Source organism: Mesorhizobium sp. M0037, assembly GCF_040323635.1.
Lineage (GTDB): Bacteria > Pseudomonadota > Alphaproteobacteria > Rhizobiales > Rhizobiaceae > Mesorhizobium.
The window spans coordinates 24,463-45,815 of the sequence record NZ_JAMYVB010000030.1 but is presented as its reverse complement, the minus strand read 5'-3'; the positions used below and the strand labels follow the sequence as shown (position 1 = coordinate 45,815).

At 63.1% G+C, this 21,353-nt stretch carries 22 protein-coding genes and 1 tRNA gene; 13 read left to right on the top strand and 10 right to left on the bottom strand.

Annotation, left to right across the window (positions count from 1 at the left end; genetic code table 11):
- Nucleotides 1-335 precede the first annotated feature (335 nt).
- Nucleotides 336-420: transfer RNA gene (locus NKJ78_RS29375), tRNA-Leu, on the top strand.
- Between the two features lie 101 nt (nt 421-521).
- On the opposite strand, the gene NKJ78_RS29370 is transcribed toward NKJ78_RS29375, so the two are convergent.
- The 3 genes from NKJ78_RS29370 to NKJ78_RS29360 form a co-directional block, all read right to left on the bottom strand.
- Nucleotides 522-866: a low affinity iron permease family protein gene (locus NKJ78_RS29370; RefSeq protein ID WP_023672069.1), complete on the bottom strand. Its 345-nt coding sequence runs from the start codon at nt 864-866 to the stop codon at nt 522-524.
- A gap of 198 nt (nt 867-1,064) precedes the next feature.
- Nucleotides 1,065-1,373 carry a DUF1236 domain-containing protein gene (locus tag NKJ78_RS29365; protein ID WP_023710337.1) on the bottom strand — a complete coding sequence of 103 codons (309 nt, stop codon included), beginning with the start codon at nt 1,371-1,373 and terminating at the stop codon, nt 1,065-1,067.
- 48 nt (nt 1,374-1,421) lie between these two features.
- Entirely contained in the window at nt 1,422-1,682 is a 261-nt protein-coding gene (locus NKJ78_RS29360; RefSeq protein ID WP_245263031.1) for a hypothetical protein, read from the bottom strand.
- A gap of 176 nt (nt 1,683-1,858) precedes the next feature.
- Here NKJ78_RS29360 and NKJ78_RS29355 point away from each other — a divergent pair, with 176 nt between their 5' ends.
- From NKJ78_RS29355 to NKJ78_RS29335, 5 genes are all read left to right on the top strand, one after another.
- On the top strand, nt 1,859-2,158 hold the full coding sequence (locus NKJ78_RS29355; protein WP_023740232.1) for a DUF1236 domain-containing protein: 300 nt from the start codon (nt 1,859-1,861) through the stop codon (nt 2,156-2,158).
- A 74-nt stretch (nt 2,159-2,232) separates the two neighbouring features.
- Nucleotides 2,233-2,439: a hypothetical protein gene (locus NKJ78_RS29350; protein ID WP_023681214.1), complete on the top strand. Its 207-nt coding sequence runs from the start codon at nt 2,233-2,235 to the stop codon at nt 2,437-2,439.
- Between the two features lie 884 nt (nt 2,440-3,323).
- Complete coding sequence (locus tag NKJ78_RS29345; RefSeq protein ID WP_084014401.1) at nt 3,324-6,515, top strand: amino acid permease; 3,192 nt, start codon at nt 3,324-3,326, stop codon at nt 6,513-6,515.
- A 233-nt stretch (nt 6,516-6,748) separates the two neighbouring features.
- Nucleotides 6,749-8,416 carry an FAD-dependent oxidoreductase gene (locus tag NKJ78_RS29340; protein WP_023740229.1) on the top strand — a complete coding sequence of 556 codons (1,668 nt, stop codon included), beginning with the start codon at nt 6,749-6,751 and terminating at the stop codon, nt 8,414-8,416.
- Nucleotides 8,416-8,721, top strand: coding sequence for a UBP-type zinc finger domain-containing protein (locus NKJ78_RS29335; protein WP_023672079.1), 306 nt, complete (start codon nt 8,416-8,418; stop codon nt 8,719-8,721). The genes NKJ78_RS29340 and NKJ78_RS29335 overlap by 1 nt, the downstream gene beginning before the upstream one ends.
- A gap of 39 nt (nt 8,722-8,760) precedes the next feature.
- On the opposite strand, the gene NKJ78_RS29330 is transcribed toward NKJ78_RS29335, so the two are convergent.
- The 6 genes from NKJ78_RS29330 to NKJ78_RS29305 all read right to left on the bottom strand — a co-directional run bounded on the left by NKJ78_RS29330 (nt 8,761) and on the right by NKJ78_RS29305 (nt 14,362).
- Nucleotides 8,761-8,952, bottom strand: a complete 192-nt coding sequence (locus NKJ78_RS29330) for a hypothetical protein (RefSeq protein ID WP_196814852.1) — start codon at nt 8,950-8,952, stop codon at nt 8,761-8,763.
- A gap of 132 nt (nt 8,953-9,084) precedes the next feature.
- Nucleotides 9,085-10,266, bottom strand: coding sequence for a trans-sulfuration enzyme family protein (locus NKJ78_RS29325; protein WP_023698084.1), 1,182 nt, complete (start codon nt 10,264-10,266; stop codon nt 9,085-9,087).
- The gene (locus tag NKJ78_RS29320) at nt 10,263-11,696 is read right to left on the bottom strand and encodes a pyridoxal-phosphate dependent enzyme (protein WP_352460966.1); all 1,434 of its coding nucleotides are present in this window, start codon (nt 11,694-11,696) and stop codon (nt 10,263-10,265) included. The genes NKJ78_RS29325 and NKJ78_RS29320 overlap by 4 nt, the downstream gene beginning before the upstream one ends.
- 227 nt (nt 11,697-11,923) lie before the next feature.
- Nucleotides 11,924-13,291, bottom strand: a complete 1,368-nt coding sequence (locus NKJ78_RS29315; protein ID WP_023672083.1) for an FAD/NAD(P)-binding protein — start codon at nt 13,289-13,291, stop codon at nt 11,924-11,926.
- A 16-nt stretch (nt 13,292-13,307) separates the two neighbouring features.
- Entirely contained in the window at nt 13,308-13,784 is a 477-nt protein-coding gene (locus NKJ78_RS29310; RefSeq protein WP_023692934.1) for an RrF2 family transcriptional regulator, read from the bottom strand.
- A gap of 416 nt (nt 13,785-14,200) precedes the next feature.
- On the bottom strand, nt 14,201-14,362 hold the full coding sequence (locus tag NKJ78_RS29305) for a hypothetical protein (RefSeq protein WP_023740227.1): 162 nt from the start codon (nt 14,360-14,362) through the stop codon (nt 14,201-14,203).
- Between the two features lie 232 nt (nt 14,363-14,594).
- On the opposite strand from NKJ78_RS29305, the gene tauA reads away from it, so the two are divergent.
- The 4 genes from tauA to NKJ78_RS29285 all read left to right on the top strand — a co-directional run bounded on the left by tauA (nt 14,595) and on the right by NKJ78_RS29285 (nt 17,680).
- The gene (tauA, locus tag NKJ78_RS29300; RefSeq protein ID WP_023710332.1) at nt 14,595-15,608 is read left to right on the top strand and encodes a taurine ABC transporter substrate-binding protein; all 1,014 of its coding nucleotides are present in this window, start codon (nt 14,595-14,597) and stop codon (nt 15,606-15,608) included.
- Between the two features lie 160 nt (nt 15,609-15,768).
- On the top strand, nt 15,769-16,560 hold the full coding sequence (locus NKJ78_RS29295) for a taurine ABC transporter ATP-binding protein (RefSeq protein WP_023740226.1): 792 nt from the start codon (nt 15,769-15,771) through the stop codon (nt 16,558-16,560).
- On the top strand, nt 16,557-17,417 hold the full coding sequence (locus NKJ78_RS29290) for an ABC transporter permease subunit (RefSeq protein WP_352460969.1): 861 nt from the start codon (nt 16,557-16,559) through the stop codon (nt 17,415-17,417). The genes NKJ78_RS29295 and NKJ78_RS29290 overlap by 4 nt, the downstream gene beginning before the upstream one ends.
- A gap of 80 nt (nt 17,418-17,497) precedes the next feature.
- Nucleotides 17,498-17,680 (top strand): hypothetical protein, encoded by a 183-nt coding sequence (locus tag NKJ78_RS29285; RefSeq protein ID WP_023672089.1) that lies wholly within the window; start codon nt 17,498-17,500, stop codon nt 17,678-17,680.
- 136 nt (nt 17,681-17,816) lie between these two features.
- Here NKJ78_RS29285 and NKJ78_RS29280 read toward each other — a convergent pair whose 3' ends face one another.
- Nucleotides 17,817-18,104 (bottom strand): GIY-YIG nuclease family protein, encoded by a 288-nt coding sequence (locus tag NKJ78_RS29280; RefSeq protein ID WP_023710330.1) that lies wholly within the window; start codon nt 18,102-18,104, stop codon nt 17,817-17,819.
- A 283-nt stretch (nt 18,105-18,387) separates the two neighbouring features.
- Between NKJ78_RS29280 and NKJ78_RS29275 the strand changes: the two genes are divergently transcribed.
- From NKJ78_RS29275 to NKJ78_RS29265, 3 genes are all read left to right on the top strand, one after another.
- On the top strand, nt 18,388-19,341 hold the full coding sequence (locus NKJ78_RS29275) for a sulfonate ABC transporter substrate-binding protein (RefSeq protein WP_023687582.1): 954 nt from the start codon (nt 18,388-18,390) through the stop codon (nt 19,339-19,341).
- A gap of 69 nt (nt 19,342-19,410) precedes the next feature.
- Nucleotides 19,411-20,580 carry an FMNH2-dependent alkanesulfonate monooxygenase gene (ssuD, locus tag NKJ78_RS29270; protein ID WP_023702435.1) on the top strand — a complete coding sequence of 390 codons (1,170 nt, stop codon included), beginning with the start codon at nt 19,411-19,413 and terminating at the stop codon, nt 20,578-20,580.
- Complete coding sequence (locus NKJ78_RS29265) at nt 20,577-21,353, top strand: ABC transporter permease subunit (RefSeq protein ID WP_023706945.1); 777 nt, start codon at nt 20,577-20,579, stop codon at nt 21,351-21,353. The genes ssuD and NKJ78_RS29265 overlap by 4 nt, the downstream gene beginning before the upstream one ends.

The following is a 21,353-nucleotide window of genomic DNA, read 5'->3' as shown; positions in this document are numbered from 1 at the left end:
AAACCATCGCCGGTCCTCCGGCGGACAAGAAAACTGTCACCCATGCTATCGGTCCATTCTGTTACCTATCTATCCGGTTCGGACACCGGGCATTTCTCCCCGTATAGTGACGGAGAGAAAGGGCTGGCCGCAGCCTCGGCGCTCTTCTTGTGACGCGGGTGACTGGCGAAAATTCATCGATGAGAGCGCCCCTCTTCCCGTCACTGAACGGGGAGAGGATGCCGGCAAGCGGGTGAGGGGCGGCGCTGACCCCCGGGAAACTAAGCCGGCAGGCAGCGGCCCTCGAAAAAGCGCGTTGACACATATCGTTTGCCCGCTTACATGAGCCCGCACCAGCCCAGATGGCGGAATTGGTAGACGCGCACGGTTCAGGTCCGTGTTCCGCAAGGAGTGGAGGTTCGAGTCCTCTTCTGGGCACCAAATTCCCGTTTCGGATAAGTCCGAAATGATTTAGACGCGAAGCAAAAAAGCCCGGTTCCCGGGCTTTTTTGCTGATGGATGACAGATAGTCCAGCGGAGGGTCAATGCGGCGGGCGAACCGCTTTCATTGCTTCTTCTTCGAGTGTCTGGAGCTTCTCCCGAATCTCCTCCGGCTCGGCATGCTCCAAGCCGACGACATCGTTTCTGGTCTCATTCAGCGAAACGATAATCTCATCAAGCTTGGCGTGAATGGCGGCCGTGTCGCGGTAACCCTGGATCAGCACAACGCCGGTGATCACGATGGCCGCTACCGACAATGCGTAGGTGACCACATTCGTCAGGCCGAATGGCACCAACGCAGTACAGAGCAGCATGGCTACAAGAAGGACATAGAAGCCCGGTGGCCGGGATAGAAAGTCGCCCATCACAAAGAGGAAGCGGTTCATATCCAGGCCGCGGTCAAAAATGCCACGAGTGCGGTGACGGCTACGCAAATTGGAATTGCCGCGAGTAAGGCAGCTTCCAGGACCCAAGTTTCCTTGTCGCTAAACATCAGACATCCTCCCGTTGAGAAAAGGCTGCCCGTAGACTTTCACAGGGCAGCCACAGCCCGCCGCTCCAGACCGGAGCGGCGGGCTCGCGCGTTATTCGATGATCTGCACGACCTTGCGCGTGTCGGGATCGACGAGAACCGCATGATCTCCGACAACCGTATACTTGTAGCGGACATCCGGAACGTCGATTGCGTGGAGCTCGACAGTGTCTGGAAGTGCCGTGCCGACATTGAGTTCGACGCCGAGCAAACTGACTGAGGCCAGCTTCTGCTTATGGATATATTCGCGAACGACCGTCTGTTGTTCGGGCTTGAGAACAATAACGTCCTCGGCAAACGAGGTGCCGATGCCCGCCATAAGGAGGAGGGCGCCGGTGGCGCTGACGAAATATTTAGTCATGGGAATTTCCTTTTCATAGGTCAGTTCGGAAGCGTGGATACGAGCAGATCAGCCGCCACTCGCAGGGGCTGGGGCAGGTGCCGCAGGCTTTGCGGGTACAGCCGGAGCTTCCACCTTTGGCGCTTCAACCTTGACGTTGATATCCTTGCCGCCGTCGCCGCGGATATTGATGACGCCGGTAAAAATAAGCAATACTACGACTGCAATAAGTGCAAGAACAACGGCAATCGCAGTGCCGCCACCACCACCAGAATTAACAACAGTTGGGCCGTCGGCCATGTGTTCCTCTCCTGTTTTATTTAGTTGCATTTGGGAAACGCCTGCCCCACTTGAACGTTCCGCCTCGGGACTTGGGTCTTAGCTGATATCCGACTTTGGTCTGGTTCGCCGCAGACTGAAGTCACAGGAACAATCTGGCTGATCTCAAGTTCGGTCCCTCGGCGAACAGGCGTGGTGCCGTCGCCGGATTACGCGAGGAGAAAACCATGAAAATCCACTTTGCAAGTGCCGCTGCAGGCTTGTTGCTTTTGGCTGGCGTCGGCAGCGCCGCAGCTCAGGATGTCGTCATCACACCGGAGCAGGATACGGTCGTCCGCGAATACGTAAAAAAGCAGCCGCTGGCTTCGGTGAAGATCCCGGGCGTGGAGCTGAACGTCGGCAGTGCCTTGCCTGATACGGTCGAGCTGCACGAAGTTCCCAACGTCAAATACCGCTACGTCGTGGTCGACAACCGCACCGTCCTGGTCGATCCCAGCACCCGGAAAATTGTGAAGGTCTACGACTGATCGAATAGCTGCCGCCCGCCGCCGGCCATGGCGGCGGGCAGCGGATTTCACATTGCGCTCCAGGATGATCGAAGATGATCGATGACGTCGAGACATCGCCAGCCCTTGATACCCGCTTGGGTTCTCTCAGGGCGAGAATGCGCGATGCGCGCATAACAGAGGCCGACATGAAGACCTTTCAGAAAGTCGCATCCATCATGGTTGGCGGCAGTGGCCGCATCAGCGGCGATGACCTGATTGCAGCGTCGTTCGTCCTCGAGGACCAGCCGGAAGGCTTGTGAGGCGGAGTACTCACGTGTGCAGGCTCCCGCAACGCTGATCCCAAGTGTTCTGGTGCTGAACACATTCCTGCTACGGGCCGGCGTCGAAGGCGTGCCCGCTGGCGAGGTCGCGTCGCGCTCAAGCATCGTCCAGAACACCATGTCGCCGCATGTGACGATACTCGGCCATGCTAGCCGATGCGGGCGCCATAGAAAATCACCGCGGCCGGCAGAACCGGGCAGGCCGGTCCAGAGCGTCGCCACGCCTATGGTCAGAAATGTCACCGAGGCCAGTTTGGTGCAGATCGGATGATGGTAGCGAGCGATCGCCATATCGACCGTACGGGCGCCGGCCTGGGAAGGACCCACCAGCGCGCCAAGGCCGACCGCCGCGCCCAGCGTGGTCGGCGCGCTGTTTGCCCTGCAACGCGGGGCTATGCGGCGTGCTCGCACAAGTTAGCTCCAACTTGAGGCACGGCGTGAAGTCTCGGTGCTTGCCCCCACGATGGCGAGGTACGAAGTCAACAGCGGTCAATGTGCTTAGCGATCTACAGTCGACTTCAGCCGCCGTTTCGAATGATGGCGCCCCGCAATCACGAGATTTGTCGATAATAATCAATATTAGGCTGTATTCGCGACTATCCCTCATAGTGGGCGATTAGATAAAATTGATATGTATCCCGGATCGGAGGAGATCGATCCATTCGGGCCGGCATCAGCATGATTGAACCGCAGCTACCGCAAGTTGACAGCGATCATCGGGCGGATCTGGTTTGGTACGAAGTCTTAATACGTCTCACCTAAGGTCCAACTTTGACTTCGGGAGCGCGACGTTCGACAGACATATCTCCGCAGGTTACATTCGCCAGTCAGACAGCGCTCCGCACTCGAATGGATGTCTCTGAATGCCGGGCCTCACGCCTTCACGACCGCACCCGAGAACCTTGGGATGGATGGGCACGACAGCGCTCGCCATGGGTGGCAGCAATCAAAGCCTGTTTCTGATTGCCGCCCTTTTTGTCGGTCAGGGGAATATTCCCGGTCAAGGAAGCGCTGCGGTTCCTTTGCTCGTTGTTGGTCTGCTTCTAGGCTGGGCCGCCGCGCCTGCGTGGACCGAATTGGTTCTCATGTGGCCAAACCGCGTCGGCGGTATCTCTGCAGCGTGCGCCGAAGCCTTCCGACCTTACAGTCCCGTTCTCTCGGCTCTGACGGGCACCTGCTATTGGTGGGGTTGGGTGCCGACCTGCGGACTGACAGCGGTTCTTTCAGCGTCTGCAATCCAGCAATGGTACCTGCCGGGCCTCCCCGTGGAGGCGGTCGCCTGCGGGCTCATCGCATTCTTTACGGCGGTCAACCTGTGTGGAATCAAGTGGGTGGTCCAACTGGCGATCCCGATCGCCACTGCCTCCGCGACGCTTGCGTTTCTCTCATCCCTCGTCCCGGTCATCAGTGGCTCGGTCGACTGGCGGCAGGCGACGGATTTTGCCCTGACCAGCCCGTTTACCGGCCTGTTCGGCGATATCACGTCGGTGATGGCGGGACTGTACCTGATCGGGTTTGCCGCACCGGCATTTGAGGCTGCAGCCTGCCATGTTGGCGAAACCATCGATCCCAACCGCAACATTCCTCTGGCGATGTGGGCCAGCGCCGCAATGGCCGGCGTCTATTTCCTGGTCCTGCCGGTTGTCTGGCTGGGTGTGCTCGGGCCGGAGCCGCTCGGCACCGACCTCGCCATAGCTCTCGGGCCCACCTTTGCGCCCTTGTTGGGGAGTTTCGGCAAGGCGGCCGCCATCTGGCTCATCATGCTGAACATGTTCCATGGAACGTTGCAGCCATTGGCAGGCGCCGCGCGGACCCTTGCGCAGCTGAGCGAAGACGGCCTGCTGCCGAGCTTCCTGGCCAGGCGCACCTCAACAGATTGTCCCTGGGCGGCAACGCTGCTCACAGCTGCCGCGGCAATCGGCTTCATGCTGTGCGGGTATCCGCTCTGGATGATCGCCGCGGCCAATTTTACGTACCTGATCAGCATCTGCATGCCAAACATCGCAGTCTGGCTCTTGCGCCGTGATAGTCCCGAAGCCGAGCGACCCTTCCGGGCTCCCAGGGGAACGATCATCCTTGGCGTAGGCGCGGCTGCAATATGGCTGTTGACCGCCATACTGGGATTTCAGCAATTTGGCCTTCCTACCGTCCTGTTCGGTCTGGCTTTGGCATATTCGGGTGCTGCGCTCTACGCCTGGCGCGCTATGGAGGATCGATACGCACTCGGTCTACCCTTGCTGCCACATACGCTTCACCTGAAGCTTACCGGAGCCATGCTTTTTGTGCTCGTGCTTGACGGTGCCGGCTATTTCCTGGCGATCGGCAGCGTTCCCCAAGGCGACACTTCATTGGTAGCCGCGCTGGAGGACATTTTTGTCGTTGTCGCGCTGCTGACCATCAGCGTTGGCCTGATCTTGCCGGGAATGATCACCCATTCGGCGACCGAGGTGAGCAACGCGGCAAAGCGTCTGACATCCGGAACGCTGAAGGATTTCTCTCTCGCCATGGTCGCCCTGGGGCGGGGAGACCTCGCTGCGGCGCATGCCTCCGTGAATATCATGCCGGTTACGGTAAACTCTCGTGACGAACTTGGAGAGATGGCCGAAAGCTTCAACCTGCTCCAGGACAAGGTGAGGGAAGCCGCCCACGGCCTGGACGACGCGCGCGAGAACATGAACGTAGCGCGCACCGAACTGATGGCACGGCACGAGGAAATCGCGCATCTCGCGCACCACGATCCGCTTACCGGCCTGGCGAACCGAGCCGCGCTTGCAGCACACCTGGCCACGACGCTCGAGCGCGCAAAAGCAACGCACGCCAGCTTTGCCGTCTTCAGCATCGACCTTGACCATTTTAAAGAGGCGAACGACGTTTTCGGGCACGCCGCCGGCGACGATCTGCTTTGCACCATTTCCCGGCGTCTCCAAACCGCGGCGCCTGAGGCCTTTATCGCGCGCATGGGTGGCGACGAATTCACGGTTGTCCTGGCCATGGATGACCGGTCCGCGAGTGCCAAGGACGTTGCGGACCGTCTGTTCGAATCGGCGGCAGGCAAATTCGAAATCCGGGGCCAGCACATTTCGATCGGGGTGAGCATCGGGGCGGCGATCTATCCGAAAGACGGAGAGAATGCAGCGGCGCTGATGGCAAATGCCGACGCAGCGCTCTACCGGGCCAAGGCGGACGGTCGTCGAATGGTGCAATTCTTCGATCCTGAGATGGATAAGCGGCTAAGAGAGCGCTACGCCTTGCAGCGAGATTTGCGCTCTGCGGTCGCCCATGGCGAACTTGTGCTTCATTATCAGCCGCAAGCCAGGATGGACGGCGAAATCTTCGGCTTCGAGGCACTCGCCCGATGGCACCATCCAAAGCATGGGCTCATCTCCCCAAACGCGTTTGTCTCGCTTGCCGAACAGGATGGCACGATCGTTGAGATAGGTGAATGGACGCTCAGGCAGGCGTGCAGAGACGCGGCCTCCTGGCCCTCACCGCTGCAGATCGCCGTGAACCTCTCTCCCGTGCAATTCCGTTTCGGGGACCTGGTAGGCCTCGTTCACTCTATCCTCTACGAGACCGGCCTTGCTCCAGGGCGGCTGGAACTGGAAATCACGGAAGGGGTTCTCATCCGCGACCGGGCAACTGCCTTGTCGGTTTTGCGGAGGTTGAAGGCGTTGGGCGTCAGGGTCTCGATGGATGATTTTGGCACGGGATATGCCTCGCTGTCCTCGTTGCAGGCGTTTCCATTCGACAAGATCAAGATAGATCGCAGTTTTGTTTCGGGTGTCGGTTCGAATGTCCAATCGGCGGCCATCGTGCGCACGATACTCAGCCTGGGGAATGCGCTGACCTTGCCTGTCATCGCGGAGGGTGTCGAAACAGAGGACGAGCGTGCCTTCCTGATGAAGGAAGGATGTCCCGAAATCCAAGGATATCTGGTGGGGCGCCCGCATCCGATAGCGCTCTACAAAGATGTGACGAATGGGATTTCGCCACGATCTGCCTTCGGGGAGCCCGAGGATACCACCGCACCTCAGGCGCTTGGCGTAACGCGATAGCCCGGCGCCGACCGTCGGCGCGCTGCTCTTGCAGCATACTGGTGAGCGAGGACTGCTGGCGGTACTGCTCGGGCTCGCCCTTATAAAGGTCGCACTGGTCGGCGCGCTGTTTGCCTTGCAGCGCGGGGCCATGCGAAGCTCCGAACCAGCTGGCGCGGGAGCCACCTCCCCTTCCGGCCAGTCCCCCAACAAACCACTTCAAACCCGGCGGCCGTGGCGCTACGCTCGCACCTATGGCCCCACCCACCCAGCCGATCACCGTCACCCGCCGCGACCAGATGTTTCCCATCCTGGGCGACGCCGATATCGAGCGCATGCGCCGGTTCGGCGAGGCGAGTTCCTATGCCGCCGGCGAGCACATCGTCACCGCCGGCACCGTGGCGCCGGGGCTGATCGTCATCCTGTCGGGCACGGTCGATATCACCCAGGATGCCAGGCCCGGCCGGCGCGAGACCATCGTCACTCATGGTCCCGGCAATTTCATCGGCGAGCTGGCGCAGCTTTCCAGCCGGCCGTCGCTGGTCAATGCGGAGGCGGCCGAGCCGGTCGAGGCCTTCGTCATCCCCTCGCAGCGGCTGCGCGACCTGCTGGTGCAGGAGGCAAGCCTTGGCGAGCGGATCATGCGGGCGCTGATCCTGCGCCGCGTCGGGCTTCTGGAAAGCGGCTCGAGCGGGCCGGTCGTCATCGGCCCGGCCGGCAATGGCGACACGCTGCGGCTGCAGGGATTTCTGCGCCGCAGCGGCCAGCCGCACCGCGCGCTCGATTCCGACAGCGACCCGTGCGCCAAGACGCTGATTGAGCATTTTCATGTTGACCCGCACCATCTGCCGATCGTGCTCTGCCCCAACGGCAAGCTGATGCACAATCCCGGCGAAACCGAACTTGCCCGCTGCATCGGCCTGCTGAGGCCGATCGATCCCGACATGGTCTATGACGTCGCCATTGTCGGGGCCGGGCCGGCGGGGCTGGCGGCCGCGGTCTATGCGGCATCCGAAGGGCTGTCGACCATCGTGCTCGATTGCCGCGCCTTCGGCGGCCAGGCCGGCGCCTCCGCGCGCATCGAGAACTATCTGGGTTTCCCCACCGGCATTTCCGGCATGGCGCTGATGGCGCGCGCCTACAACCAGGCGCAGAAATTCGGCGTCGAAATAGTCATCCCCGACGAGGCCAAGCTGCTCGGTGCAGCAGGCGAGGGCTACACGCTTACCGTCGGCGACGGTGAAAGCCTGCGCGCACGCACGGTGGTGATCGCCAGCGGCGCGCGCTACCGCCGCCTCGACATCGCCAAGCTGGCCGAGTTCGAGGGCACGTCGGTGCATTACTGGGCCTCGCCGATCGAGGCGCGGCTATGCACAGGGCAAGAAGTGGCGCTGGTCGGCGCCGGCAATTCGGCGGGGCAGGCGGCGGTCTATCTCGCCAGCCAGGTGCGCAAGGTGACGATGCTGGCGCGCCGCGGCGGCCTCAGGGAAACCATGTCGCGCTATCTGGTCGAGCGTATCGAGGCGCAACCCAACATCGAGGTGCTTGGCGAGACCGAGATCGAGGCGCTGGAAGGCGAAGGCGGCAATCTCACCCAGTTGCGTTGGCGCAACCCCGGCGGCGTCGAGATGCGGCCGATCCAGCATCTCTTCCTGTTCATCGGCGCCGACCCCAACACCGATTGGCTGGCTGGGTGCGATATCGCGCTCGACGCCAGGGGCTTCGTGCGCACCGGCGCCGACATAGGGGCGGGCCAGATGGAGACCAGCCGCAGCGGCGTGTTCGCCATTGGCGACGTGCGCTCCGGCTCGGTCAAGCGGGTCGCCGCCGCCGTCGGCGAAGGCGCCCAGGTGGTGGCTGCCTTGCACGCCTATCTCGCGCGACCCGACGCAGCAGCGCCCGAACTGGCCAGGAGAGCATAATGGATGAATGCAAACACACGCGCGACATCAAGACGGTGACGCCGAGCGCGCTCGGCTGCGAGGAATGCCTGAAGAGCGGCTCGATGTGGGTGCATCTCAGGCTCTGCCGCACCTGCGGCCATGTCGGCTGCTGCGACGACTCGCCCAACCGCCACGCCACCAAGCATTTCCACGCCACCAAGCACCCGATCATCGAAGGCTACGACCCGCCGGAAGGCTGGGCCTGGTGCTTTGTCGACGAGGCGTTCATCGATCTGGAAGGCGACGTGACGCCGCAGAACGGCCCGATCCCGAAGTTTTTCTGAGGCGGCCGTTCCCGGGCAGGCAAGCCGACGGCCGTGCCGCTATTTCACCGAGCCCGTAACCGTGCGGTCGAGGGCGTCGGAACTGTGGTCGTTGCCGGCAAGAGCGGCAATGATCAGAAGGCTGGCGACGACCGGGACAAACAGGATGGCCACGCGGGCCTGCACATAAAAAATGGCGCGCCATTCGCTGCGCTTTTCCGGGTTGTTGTCCATCACACTCACTCTCGCCATGCCTCCCCGGGGCGGGACATAGCGGCGACGAGTTAAGCAAAGGCTGCTGAATGTGTTAACGCGCGGCGGATTGGGATTTAATCTCGACGGTCAGCGCCGCCCCTCATTGTCATCGGTACGCATCCGGTACGCCTACCCCCGCAGCGCCTGGTCCAGGTCGGCGATCAGATCATCGCCATCCTCTATCCCCGCCGACAACCGCACCAGCGAATCCGAAATGCCGATTTCCGCGCGCTTTTCCGCCGGGATCGAGCCGTGCGTCATCAGCGCCGGGTGTTCGATCAGGCTTTCGACGCCGCCGAGGCTTTCAGCCAGCGTGAACAGTTGCGTCCGTTCCAGGAAGCGTTTGGTGCCGGCGAGGTCGCGGTCGAGGTCGACCGAGATCATGCCGCCGAAGGCATGCATCTGTTGGACGGCGATGGCGTGCTGCGGATGGCTGGCCAGGCCGGGATAGACGACGCGGCGCACATCTTTTCGCGCCTCCAGCCACTGCGCAATCTTCAGGCCGTTCGTGGAATGCCGCTCCATCCTGAGCGCCAGTGTCTTGATGCCGCGCAGCGCGAGAAAACTGTCGAAGGGACCGGAGATGGCTCCGATGGCGTTCTGCAGGAATTTCAGCTGGGCGGCGAGGTCCTTGTTGTCGCCGACGATGGCGACGCCGCCGACCATGTCGGAATGGCCGTTGAGATATTTCGTCGTCGAGTGCACGACGATGTCGATGCCGAGTTCCAGCGGCCGCTGGATGTAGGGGCTGCAGAACGTGTTGTCGGCGACCGTCAATACGCCCTTGCGCCTGGCGAGTGCCGCAACGCCTTCGAGGTCGACGATGCGCAGCAGCGGATTGGTCGGAGTTTCGACCCAGAGCAGTTTTGTCTCCGGGCGAATCGCTGCTTCCACCGCCGCCAGATCGGTGAAGTCCACAAAACTCACCTGCAGATTGGCCGAGCGCTTGCGCACCCGCTCCATCAGCCGGAACGAGCCGCCATAGATGTCGTCGGTTGCAACGATATGGGCGCCGCTGTCGAGCAGCTCGAGCACGGTCGAGATCGCCGCCAGGCCGGACGCGAATGCAAAGGCGGCCGAGCCGCTTTCGAGATCGGCCACCGCGCGCTCGAAGGCGAAGCGGGTCGGGTTTTGGCTGCGGGCGTACTCGAACCCCTTGTGCACGCCGGGCGACTGCTGGCCATAGGTCGAGGTCGCGTAGATCGGCACCATCACCGCGCCGGTCAGCGGGTCATGGCTCTGGCCGCCATGGATGGTGCGCGTGGAAAAAGCCAGGCGGTTCTTGCCCGATGGGGGTGTTTCAGCAGTCATCGTGCGCGCCTCAAATGGTTGATCAGGTCGATACGGGTTATCAGGCCGACGAACTCGTCGCCATCGAAGATGATGGCGACCTCGTTGCGGTCGAACACCGGCAGCAGCGCATCCAGCGTCTGGCTGGCCTGCAGCGTGTGCAGATTGGAGGTCATGGCGGTGCGCACCGGAGCGTTGAAGCGGTCCCAGCGGCCTTCATAGGGGCCGTCGACCTTGGCCAATATATCGCCCTCATCGATAATGCCGACCAGCTTGCCATTGTCCAGCACCGGCAGCTGCGAGACATCGGAGCGGCGCATGCGGCCATAGGCGTTGAGCAGGCTTTCGTCGGGGCCGACATAAACGGTGTCGCCGGTGCGGTGCGAGCGCATGACGAGGTCGCGCAGATCGCCATGCTGTTCCTGTTCGGCCAGCCCCTGCTCGGCCAGCCAGAAATCGTCGAACACCTTGGACAGATATTTGTTGCCGCTGTCGCAGACGAAGGTGACGACGCGTTTTGCTGTCGTCTGCTCGCGGCAATAGCGAAGCGCGGCCGACAGCAGCGTGCCGGAAGACGAGCCGGCGAGAATGCCTTCCTTCGAAAGCAGGTCCCGCACGGCCAGCATGCTCTGCTTGTCTGGGATGGAATAGGCTTTCCTGACCAGCGACAGATCGGCATTGGGCGGCACAAAATCCTCGCCGATGCCTTCGACGGTCCAGCTGCCGGCCTCTTCCATCTTGCCGGTCTTGATCAGCGGCGCCAGCACCGATCCGACGGGATCGGCCAGCACCATTTCGGTCTTCGGCGATGTTCTGGCGAAGTAGCGGCCAAGCCCGGTCAGCGTGCCGCCGGAGCCGACGCCGACGACCACGGCGTCGAGGTCGCCGTCGAGCTGGGCAAGGATTTCCGGTCCGGTGGTGGTCTCATGCGCCTCGGGGTTGGCCGGGTTGGCGAACTGGTTGGCGTAGAAGGCGCCGGGCGTTTCCGATGCGATCTTCTCGGCCATGTCCTGGTAATATTCGGCATGGCCCTTGCCGACATCGGAGCGCGTCATGCGCACTTCGGCGCCGAGCGCGCGCAGATGCTGAATCTTTTCGCGCGACATCTTGTCGGGCACGACGAGGATGATGCGGTAGCCCTTGGGGATGCCGACCTGGGCGAGGCCGAGGCCGGTATTCCCGGCGGTCGCCTCGACGATGGTGCCGCCGCGCTTGAGCTTGCCTTCCTTCTCGGCCGCGGCAATCATCGACAGCGCAATGCGGTCCTTGATCGAGCCGCCTGGATTCTGGCTTTCCAGCTTGATGAACAGCCGGCACTTGCCGGTGTCGAATTTGGTCAGTTCGACCACCGGCGTCTGGCCGATGAGGTCGAGCACCGAGGCGTAGGGCGGACGCAGGCGGGATAACGCGCCGTCCGAACTGCCTGGCGCAGCTATTCCGTGCTCGCTCATATCGATGTGCTCCCTTGAACAAGCGACCGCCTCGGGGGCAGAGCGGCAGCGTAGCTTCTTTTCCGGCCGTTTGCAGTCGGAAAGAAGGTAGATCGTGCCAATCAACCGGCGAGAGGGGGAATGGAATTCCAGTTTTAGGCCGGCTTTGGACTCAAGCCCAACACCCTCCGTAGCGATCCTTCCCACCCCCCTCTGAGGGGCGTGCTATCCCGCCGACGTCAACAGCTTTACCCTAGCAGCTGCTTGCTCAGCCTAGCGCATTGCACGCGGATGTCGGGGATGGCGTCGATCTCGAAGAAGGTGCCGCGGGTCAGCGGCCCGACGGCGAGGATCTTGGCCGATGCGGTGCCGTCGCCGGCGATGATTTCGCACTTGGCCGTTACATCGAGGCCAAGCCGCAGCGGGTCGGGCCGCGCCAGGCCGCGGTCGACCAGCGAGCGCACGACGCTGTTCGACGTCGTCGAGATGTCGCGGGCGATGCCGGTGCAATCATAGATGCGGGCGACCTGCAGCGTTTCCAGCGCCTTTGTGTGGCGAGACTGGATGCCGACGGTGAATCCATCGCCAGCCTCGATGCCGACGACACGGCCGGCGACCGGGCGGATGCGGCCGGTGCGCACCGCCTCGGTGACGCGGGCATGCACCTCGGGCGCCAGCCGATGGCGATGGATGTCCCACCAGGCCTTGGTGTGCTCGACGAAGCGGCGCTTGGCCGAGGACGGCCAGTTCTGCCAGATCTTCTGGTTGAAGGGTCGCAGCCCATCGACGACGTCGCGCCAGTCGATGCCGGCCTTCTGGTTTTCGCGGATCAGGTCGCGGAACCAGCCGACGAAATAGGAGAGCTGCGTGCCGAGCGGAATGTCGGCGACGTCGAGCTTGATCGGGTTGCCCTTGCGGTGGGGCGACGGCAGCAGGCCGCGCCGCGACACGGCGACGATCTCGCCGCGATGGCCGCGCTGCTCGAGCGACAGAAAGGCATCGACCATGCTGAGCCCGGTGCCCAGCACCAGCACGCGGGCTTCAGGATCGAGCGCGGTGTCGGCCTCGGTGCCCATGCGGATTGCGTGCCCTTGGCCGGCGCCGGGCTGCTCGTCATGGCCGGTGGCAAGCACCGCCAGATGCGCGACGACGCTGGTGCCGTTGGCCAGCACAACTTCGACGCCGGACGATGTCGGCGAGATCGACAGGCTTTCCTCGCGAATCAGCCTGAGACGGCCGGTTTCCTTTTCGCGCGCTTCGAGCTCGTCGAGCACTTCCTTGAGGTAGCGGGCATAGACGCTGCGCGGTGCATAGAAGGGTGTCTGCGGCGTCTGTTCCTGGCTTATCAGGCCGCGCCCCTGCAACCAGCGCCAGAAATTCAGGGGATCGTCGGCATAGGCGCTCATCCCCGCGGCGCTGACATTCAGCACGTGCGCCGATAAGAGCGTCGAATAGGCGATGCCCTGGCCGAAATGCGGACGCTTTTCGATCAGCGTGACGCGAAGGTCCGGGTTGGGCGACTTCAGCAGATGCGCGGCCAACACGACGCCGCTGGCGCCGCCACCGACGATGATGATCGAGCTGCGGATGATCGAATTGGCGCGCGCGACGCTCATGCGAGCACGCTCAGGATCAGGCGGGGACCTTTTGCGCCGGCGCAAGCTCGTCGATGTCCCTCGCGACCGGAAGGTCGTCGAGGACGATGTCGCGCATCTCGGCCAGCGTGCGCTGGTCGAGCACCTCGGCGATCGCCTGCCGGACCTCGAGCATCAGATGTCGGACTTGGCATGTCGCCTCATTGCAGTCTTCACAGCGCTGATACTGAGTGCGGCTGGCGCAGGGGATGGGCGCCAGCGGTCCGTCGAGGACGCGCACGACATGGCCGACCTTGATCTCGTCGGCCGGGCGCGCCAAGCGATAGCCGCCATCCTTGCCCTTGCGGCTCTGGACGAAACCGGCATTGCGCAATTCGCCCAGAATGGCGTCGAGGAATTTCTTCGGAATGTTGTTGCCGCTGGCGATGTCGCCGACAAAGGCGAGCTGTCCCGTCGGCAGTTGCGCCAGATGGACCAGCGCCTTGAGGCCGTACTTGCCTTTTTTGGTGAGCATAGACCGAATGTTTCTCTGTCAGGCGATGGCCCAAAACCATCGGTTGCGAAACGCCTGACGTGCCTCCCCGCCGCGTGCAAGCTGCTTCGACACATAAATTCTACTGACATGATATACAAGCCGAGAAACCTTGATTTTGCTTCGTTTTCACGCCGCAGGGGCCACTTTGGCAAGGCTTTGTGCCGTTAAGGTCACAGCCAGCCGCGAGCGATAGCGGCGATGAGCGGCGGCTCCTGCTCCCAATGTCGATAAGATTACTATACTTACCGTCGAACACGCGGAACGTGTTTTCAAATCAACCGTCTTTTACAGCATGGATTTGCGCCATTTGGGGCTTTGCCAGGAATTTTGGGTCGCAGCCCGCGGATCGGCGAAACATGACTCCCGACAACTCGGGCGCCGCCCTGCGCCCGATATCAGGACGCCGCGTTGTCGCTCTGAGACCGGGCGGCCTTGGCGGCCACCGGCACGCCGCTTGAGCGCAGCATCCAGCGGTGGCCGTCGCTGCGGAAGTCGGTGAGGCTCAACGGCTCGACATCGATCCTGCGGCAGGCCGCAAGCGGCGCGCCGAGCACCAAATCAGGCCTCTTCCGTAGCCAGGGTTGGCAGGACCACCAACTCTTCAGCACCTTTCGGGCGCCGTTTGCGTTTGCGCACGGTTCGACACGGGCCGGTCACCGCGCCCGCATCAGCCGGTGGTTTTTTTCTAACAAGTGCTTCTTGCTTGGAAGGATTTAACTCTACAAGAATGATAGAATTAGCTGACTATGAACAGGCATCCGGTTTTTCTCATTTTTCATGGAGCCTTTCATGTCCAGCATTTCGCGACGCATTGTCCTCCTGTCGTCGGCAGCTTTGGCGGGTGCGGCCTTCCTCGGCCCGGCCCAGGCGCAGGACCTCAACATCACCATCGGCTACCAGACGGTGGTCGAACCTTCCAAAGTAGCGCAGGCCGACGGCGCCTATGAAAAGGCGACCAAGGCCACGATCGACTGGCGCAAATTCGATTCGGGCGCCGATGTCATCGCCGCCGTTGCATCCGGTTCGGTCGATATCGGCTATGTCGGCTCGAGTCCGCTGGCCGCGGCCGCCAGCCGCGAACTGCCGATCCAGACCATCTTTGTCGTCGGCCTGATCGGCCAGTCCGAGGCGCTGGTCGCCCGCAATGGATCCGGCATCGAGAAGATCGCCGACCTCGCCGGCAAGAAGGTGGCGGTGCCGTTCGTGTCGACCACGCATTACAGCCTGCTTGCCGCGCTGAAGCACGAAAACGTCGACCCGAAGTCGGTCGAAATCCTTAATCTCAGGCCACCGGAAATAGCCGCCGCGTTCGCTCGCGGCGACATAGACGCGGCCTATGTCTGGGATCCGGCGCTCGGCCAGATCAAGACGACAGGCAAGGTGGTGCTGGATTCCTCGCAGGTTGCCGCCTGGGGCGCGCCGACCTTCGACGCCTGGATCGTGCGCACCGACTTCGCCGAAAAGAACCCGGACGCCGTGCGCGATTTCGTCAAGGTGACCGGCGAATCCTATGCCCAGTTCCTGGCCAAGCCCGAGGCATGGTCGGTTTCGTCGCCGGAAGCGGCCAAGATCGCCAAGATCACCGGCGCCAAACTGGAAGAGGTGCCGCAGCTCCTCAAGGGTTACGTCTTCCCGACATTGGAAGAGCAGGCTTCCGACAAATTCCTCGGCGGCGGCACGGTCAAGGCGATCGAGGCAGCTTCGGCCTTCCTCAAGGAGCAGGGCAAGATCGACGCCGTGCTGCCCGACTATTCGAAATACGTGTCGTCGAAATACGTGACCGAGGCTCTGGCCTCGAACTGATCTTCTGTTTTACGCAATTCCGGACGGAAAACCGCTTCACACTTTTCCTGGAATGCTCTGAACACGCGCGGTTTCCTCTTCCCTGACGCCGCGTGCTGCCTGTCCCGGATCCGCTTAACGAGGGCCGGGGCAGGCTGATTTTCTTCCGGAGCCCCTTTTCATGCCGCATCTCGTACTCGACCCGCATCTCGTACTCGACAAGGTCTCGGTTCACTATGACGGCCAGGCAGCGCCGGCGGTCGACCGAGTTTCCATCGATGTCGCCAAGGGCGATTTCGTCGTGCTGGTCGGCCGCTCCGGCTGCGGCAAGACCTCGCTGCTCAATGTCACCGCCGGCCTGGTCGAGCCCGCGCGCGGAGTCGCCACGATCGGCGGCAGGCCGATCACCGGCCCAGGCTCCGACCGGGCGGTCGTGTTCCAGAACGATGCGCTGTTTCCCTGGCTGACGGCTCGTGAAAACGTCGCCTTTGCGCTCAGGCTGCGCGGCGTGCCGCGAGCCGAGCGGGCGCGCCGCGCCGACCAGTTGCTGGCGCTGGTCAAGCTTGACGGCGTCGGCGACAAACGCATCTGGGAATTGTCCGGCGGCATGCGCCAGCGCGTCGGACTCGCCCGTGCACTCGCCGCCGAACCGGAATTCCTGCTGCTCGACGAACCGCTCGGCGCACTCGATGCGCTGACGCGCGAGCGCATGCAGACGACGCTGCTCGACCTGTGGACCGCAAGCCGGGTTGGCGTGCTGATGGTCACGCATGGCATCGAGGAGGCGCTGGTGCTGGCCACAAGCATCGTCGTGCTGGCGCCCGGACCGGGCCGCGTGGTGCGGACATTCGAGACCGGTTTCAGCCGGCGCTATGCCGCAGGCGAGCCGATCCGCGCCATCAAGGCCGATCCAGCCTTTGCCGCGGCGCGCGGCGATCTGACCGATGCGATCTTCGAAGGAGAGGCGGCATGAGCGTCACCTCCTACAGCGAGCGGCCAGCCACCGGGACCGGCGAGGCCGATGCCATTTCGGTGCCGTGGTCGCGGCCGGTGCGGAAGCGGCGCGGGGTTTCCTCGCGGGCGATCAGCGCCGTCACCATCCTGGCCGCGCTGGCGGCATGGGCGCTGTCTGCGCGCCTGCAACTGGTGTCGCCGGTGTTCCTGCCGTCGCCCGCTGCCGTGTGGACCAAGTTCATCGTGGTGATCAAGGACGGCTTCGTCGACGCGACTTTGCTCCAGCACATCGTCGCCAGCCTCGGCCGCGTGTTCGCGGCGCTGCTCGCGGCCATCGTCATCGGCGTTCCGGTTGGGCTGGCTATGGGCATTTCGACGGTCGGGCGCGGCATCTTCGATCCCTTGCTCGAATTTTTGCGGCCGATCCCGCCGCTCGCCTATCTGCCGCTGGTCATCATCTGGTTCGGCATCGGCGAGCCGTCAAAGATCCTGGTGATCGCCATTGCCATGCTGGCGCCCGTGGCGCTGTCGACGGCCTCGGGCGTGCGCGGTGTCTCAAAGGAGCGCATCGATGCGGCCCGTTCGCTTGGTGCGACGCAGCGCCAAGTGGTGCGCCATGTCATCCTGCCCAGCGCGCTGCCGTCGATCCTCACCGGCCTGCGCATCGCGCTCGGCGCCGGCTGGTCGACGCTGGTTGCAGCCGAGCTGGTGGCGGCAACGCGCGGCCTCGGCTTCATGATCCAGTCGGCCGCCCAGTTCCTGGTCACCGATGTCGTGGTGATGGGAATAGTGGTGATCGCGACAATAGCCTTCGTGCTGGAATTCATCATCCGCCGGATCGAGCGTCAGCTGGTTTCGTGGGCGGGAAAGGAATGACAACAAGTTTCTGCCGGTTTGACCGGCTGCTTCCCTTCGCAGCACGGCGACCGCCGATCCGGAACAGAAGGAGTGATGTCATGACCCAGTCCACCGCGGTGCTGTTCGCCCACCTCGGCAACTGGCTGCTCGCCTGGCGGGAGAACTCGTCGTCACAGCCGCAACCGAAATCGCCGGCCCCCGTGCAACTCGACGCCGAACGCGACCGCCTGCCGCCACGCGACGAGGGATTTTACTGGGCCTGGCAGTATTGGTCGCAGTGAGGTGATGGTGATTAGCGCCAGCCTTCGCGATTTCGTCATCCTAGGGCGAAGCAAGGAGCGAAGCGACGCGGCGCAGACCCTAGGATCCATGCCGAGACGCTGATGCTACGCTCCAGGGGAGCAACAAACCGGGCGCCTACCACCCGGTTCCGCGAAACAGCTCAAACCACTCCGGATTGGCCTTCTCTATCAGTTCGATCTTCCACTGTCTCGGCCATCGCTTCAGCGACTTCTCGCGTTGAATGGCATCGGTGATGTCGAAGAATTCCTCATACCAGACCAGCCGTTGAACACCGTAGCGGCTGGTGAAGCCTGCGCCCTGGCCGGATTTGTGTTCAGGCATGCGGCGGGCGAGATCGTTGGTGACGCCGATGTAGATCGTGCCGCGTTTTTGGCTTGCAGTCATGTAGACGTAGCCGGTCATGGTTTCAGGGTATCGAGCCTCGGTTCGCGCACAAGCGACATTCTGATCCGTTCCACTCTACGGCAAACGTCACGGCATGGATCCTAGGGTCTGCGCCGCGTCGCTTCGCTCCTTGCTTCGCCCTAGGATGACGAGCGCTGGGTTCTGAAGAAAATATTTCCACGTCAAGCAGCCAACTCGCAAAATCGTTTCTCTACTAAATTTATAGACCTACCTAGCCTTGTCTCTCATCCACGGCAGGGAGCCCTTCCCGGCGCCGGTTCGCAGCGAAGGAAGAGGGATCATGTTCAGCCTGACCAGACGCGTTTTCGGCCTTGGCCTTTTGGCGGCGGGCATTGCTGCCTCGCTCAGTGCCTCGGCGCAGGAGTTGAAGCAGCTCAACATCGGCTATCAGAAGACCGGCCTGCCGGTCATCGCCCGGCAGCAGCAGGTGATCGAGAAGGCGCTGAGCGACAAGGGTGTCGCGGTGAAATGGGTCGAATTCACCGCCGGCCCGCCGCTGGTCGAGGCGCTCAATGTCGGCGCCATCGATGTCGGCTGGACCGGCGACGCACCGCCAATCTTCGGCCAGTCGGCCGGCGCCAACATCGTCTATGCGGCGGCACTGCCGGCCAATGGCGACGGCGAAGCGATCTTCGTCAAGCCGGCATCGCCGATCCAGTCGCTCGCCGACCTCAAGGGAAAGCGCATCGGCGTCGGCAAAGGCACCAGCGCGCACAATCTGCTGGTCGCGGCACTCGAAAAAGCAAACATCCCCTTCGACCAGATCACCCCGGTCTATCTCAGCCCGGCCGATGCTGCGGCGGCTTTCGCCAGCGACCAGATCGATGCCTGGGCGGTCTGGGATCCGTTCTACGCCATCGCCGAGACACGCTACCAACCGCGCGTGCTGGCGCGCTCCAGCGAGGTGCTGAAGGTGAACACCTATTTCCTCGCCAACAAGGATTTCGCCAAGGCGCATCCGGAGACGATCGCCACGACGATATCGGCGCTCGGCGTGGCGGCGAAATGGGCGGACGCGAACCGCGACAAGGTTGCCGCGGCGCTGCATGAGGTGACCGGCGTGCCGCTCGATGCACAGACGATCGCGGCCAACCGCACCAAATTCGGCATCTTCCCGATCACCGACGAGATCATCGCCGGCCAGCAGGCGACAGCCGATCGCTTCTACAAGCTCAAGCTGATCCCGAACGCGGTGCGCATCTCCGACGCCGTGTGGACCGCACCGGGCAATTGAACTTTCTTGTGTGGCGCCGGGCGGAAAACGCCCGGCGCCTTTGCCGTTTCAAGCTTCAGGGATTTCGCCATGACCGCTTCATCAAGCCCGCAAGCCGGCCCGCTCGATTTCTTCTGGTTCATCCCGACGCATGGCGACGGCTCCTATCTCGGCTCCGAACAGCAGCAGCGGCCGCCGGAGTTCGCTTACTTCAAGGAGATCGCACAGGCCGTCGACCGGCTCGGCTTTCCCGGCGTGCTTTTGCCGACCGGGCAGAATTGCGAGGATTCCTGGATCACCGCCTCCGGCCTTGCAGCGCTGACGGAAAAGCTCAAATTCCTGGTGGCGCTACGGCCCGGCGTGACGTTGCCCACCTTCGCGGCGCGCCAGACGGCGGCGCTCGACCGGCTGAGCAATGGCCGCCTGCTGCTCAATGTCGTGGTCGGCGGCAACCCGACCGAGCTTGCCGGCGATGGCGTGTTCCTGCCGCATGACGAGCGCTATGCGCAGGCGCAAGAGTTCCTGACCATCTGGCGCGCGCTGGTGTCGGGCGAGAGCGTCAACTTCAACGGCAAATATTACCGCGTCGACAATGGCCGCCTTGACCTTCTGCCGCAACAGGAGCGGCCGCCGCTCTATTTCGGCGGCTCGTCCGATGCCGGCCAGGAGCTCGCCGCCGATCTCGTCGATATGTACCTGACCTGGGGCGAGCCGCCGGCGCAGGTGGCGGAAAAACTCAGCGCGGCGCGCAAAAAGGCTGAACGGCGCGGCCGCAAACTGCGTTTCGGCATCAGGCTTCATTTCATCGTGCGCGAGACCGAGGAAGAGGCCTGGCGCGCCGCCGACCGGCTGATCAGCCACGTCACCGATGCCCAGATCGAAAATGCCCAGGCCCGCTTCACCAGGGAGATGGACTCTGTGGGACAGCGGCGCATGGCCGAACTGCATGGCGGCCGCCGCGACAGGCTGGTGGTTTCGCCCAATCTGTGGGCCGGCGTCGGCCTGGTGCGCGGCGGCGCCGGCACAGCTTTGGTCGGCTCGCCCGAGCAGATCGTCGAGCGCATCCGCGAGTATCAGGCGATCGGCATCGACACCATCATCGGCTCCGGCTACCCGCATCTCGAGGAAGCCTACCGCGTCGCCGAGCTTCTGTTCCCGCGTCTCGGCCTGGGCACCAGGCGGGCACGGGCGCATGAGAACATCGCCAATGAATTCGCCGTCGGCTTCCACGGCGCCAACCGCCTTCAGGCGTCGTCATGAGCCTGGCTCAACGGGTCAAACAGAACGGCATCGGCTGGCTGCTGCCGGCGTTGGTCATAATTGGCTGGGAAGCCGCCAGCCGCGCCGGCGTGATGCCGGCCAATGTACTGCCGGCGCCGAGCGCGGTGGCCGAGGCCTTCTGGCGGCTGACGCTGTCGGGCGAGCTGATACAGAACATCGGCGTCAGCACGCTGCGCGCGCTGGCCGGCTTTGCCATCGGCGGCTCGATCGGCTTTGCACTCGGCCTTGCCAACGGGCTGTCGGCGCTCAGCCGCGGCCTGACCGACACGACGCTGCAGATGATCCGCAACATCCCGCATCTGGCGCTGATCCCGCTGGTCATCCTGTGGTTCGGCATCGACGAGGAAGCAAAACTGTTCCTGGTGGCGCTCGGCGTGTTCTTCCCGATCTACGTCAACACGCTGCTCGGCATCCAGAGCGTCGACCCGCATCTGGTCGAGATGGGCCGGGTCTACGGCATGGACCGCCGCGCGTTGTTTTTTCAGGTGATCCTGCCCGGCGCGCTGCCGGCGATCTTCGTCGGCCTGCGCTATGCGCTGGGCATCATGTGGCTGACGCTGATCGTTGCCGAAACCATCTCGGCCAGTTCCGGCCTCGGCTACATGGCCATGCAGGCACGCGAATTCCTGCTGATCGATGTGGTCGTGCTGTCGATCCTGATCTATGCGCTGCTCGGCAAGCTTGCCGACAGCTTCGCCCGCCTGCTCGAGCGGCTGTCGCTCGGCTGGCATCCCGCCTTCCAGAACGCCTGA

Coding starts and splice junctions, on each gene's coding strand:
- NKJ78_RS29325 (WP_023698084.1), bottom strand. CDS start 10,266: ATGACTGCTGAAACACCCCCATCGGGCAAGAACCGCCTGGCTTTTTCC.
- NKJ78_RS29330 (WP_196814852.1), bottom strand. CDS start 8,952: ATGGCGAGAGTGAGTGTGATGGACAACAACCCGGAAAAGCGCAGCGAA.
- NKJ78_RS29265 (WP_023706945.1), top strand. CDS start 20,577: ATGAGCCTGGCTCAACGGGTCAAACAGAACGGCATCGGCTGGCTGCTG.
- NKJ78_RS29295 (WP_023740226.1), top strand. CDS start 15,769: ATGCCGCATCTCGTACTCGACCCGCATCTCGTACTCGACAAGGTCTCG.
- NKJ78_RS29365 (WP_023710337.1), bottom strand. CDS start 1,373: ATGACTAAATATTTCGTCAGCGCCACCGGCGCCCTCCTCCTTATGGCG.
- NKJ78_RS29345 (WP_084014401.1), top strand. CDS start 3,324: ATGCCGGGCCTCACGCCTTCACGACCGCACCCGAGAACCTTGGGATGG.
- NKJ78_RS29320 (WP_352460966.1), bottom strand. CDS start 11,696: ATGAGCGAGCACGGAATAGCTGCGCCAGGCAGTTCGGACGGCGCGTTA.
- NKJ78_RS29275 (WP_023687582.1), top strand. CDS start 18,388: ATGTTCAGCCTGACCAGACGCGTTTTCGGCCTTGGCCTTTTGGCGGCG.
- NKJ78_RS29350 (WP_023681214.1), top strand. CDS start 2,233: ATGATCGATGACGTCGAGACATCGCCAGCCCTTGATACCCGCTTGGGT.
- NKJ78_RS29340 (WP_023740229.1), top strand. CDS start 6,749: ATGGCCCCACCCACCCAGCCGATCACCGTCACCCGCCGCGACCAGATG.
- NKJ78_RS29280 (WP_023710330.1), bottom strand. CDS start 18,104: ATGACCGGCTACGTCTACATGACTGCAAGCCAAAAACGCGGCACGATC.
- NKJ78_RS29360 (WP_245263031.1), bottom strand. CDS start 1,682: ATGCAACTAAATAAAACAGGAGAGGAACACATGGCCGACGGCCCAACT.
- NKJ78_RS29315 (WP_023672083.1), bottom strand. CDS start 13,291: ATGAGCGTCGCGCGCGCCAATTCGATCATCCGCAGCTCGATCATCATC.
- NKJ78_RS29290 (WP_352460969.1), top strand. CDS start 16,557: ATGAGCGTCACCTCCTACAGCGAGCGGCCAGCCACCGGGACCGGCGAG.
- NKJ78_RS29370 (WP_023672069.1), bottom strand. CDS start 866: ATGAACCGCTTCCTCTTTGTGATGGGCGACTTTCTATCCCGGCCACCG.
- NKJ78_RS29310 (WP_023692934.1), bottom strand. CDS start 13,784: ATGCTCACCAAAAAAGGCAAGTACGGCCTCAAGGCGCTGGTCCATCTG.
- tauA (WP_023710332.1), top strand. CDS start 14,595: ATGTCCAGCATTTCGCGACGCATTGTCCTCCTGTCGTCGGCAGCTTTG.
- NKJ78_RS29355 (WP_023740232.1), top strand. CDS start 1,859: ATGAAAATCCACTTTGCAAGTGCCGCTGCAGGCTTGTTGCTTTTGGCT.
- NKJ78_RS29335 (WP_023672079.1), top strand. CDS start 8,416: ATGGATGAATGCAAACACACGCGCGACATCAAGACGGTGACGCCGAGC.
- NKJ78_RS29285 (WP_023672089.1), top strand. CDS start 17,498: ATGACCCAGTCCACCGCGGTGCTGTTCGCCCACCTCGGCAACTGGCTG.
- ssuD (WP_023702435.1), top strand. CDS start 19,411: ATGACCGCTTCATCAAGCCCGCAAGCCGGCCCGCTCGATTTCTTCTGG.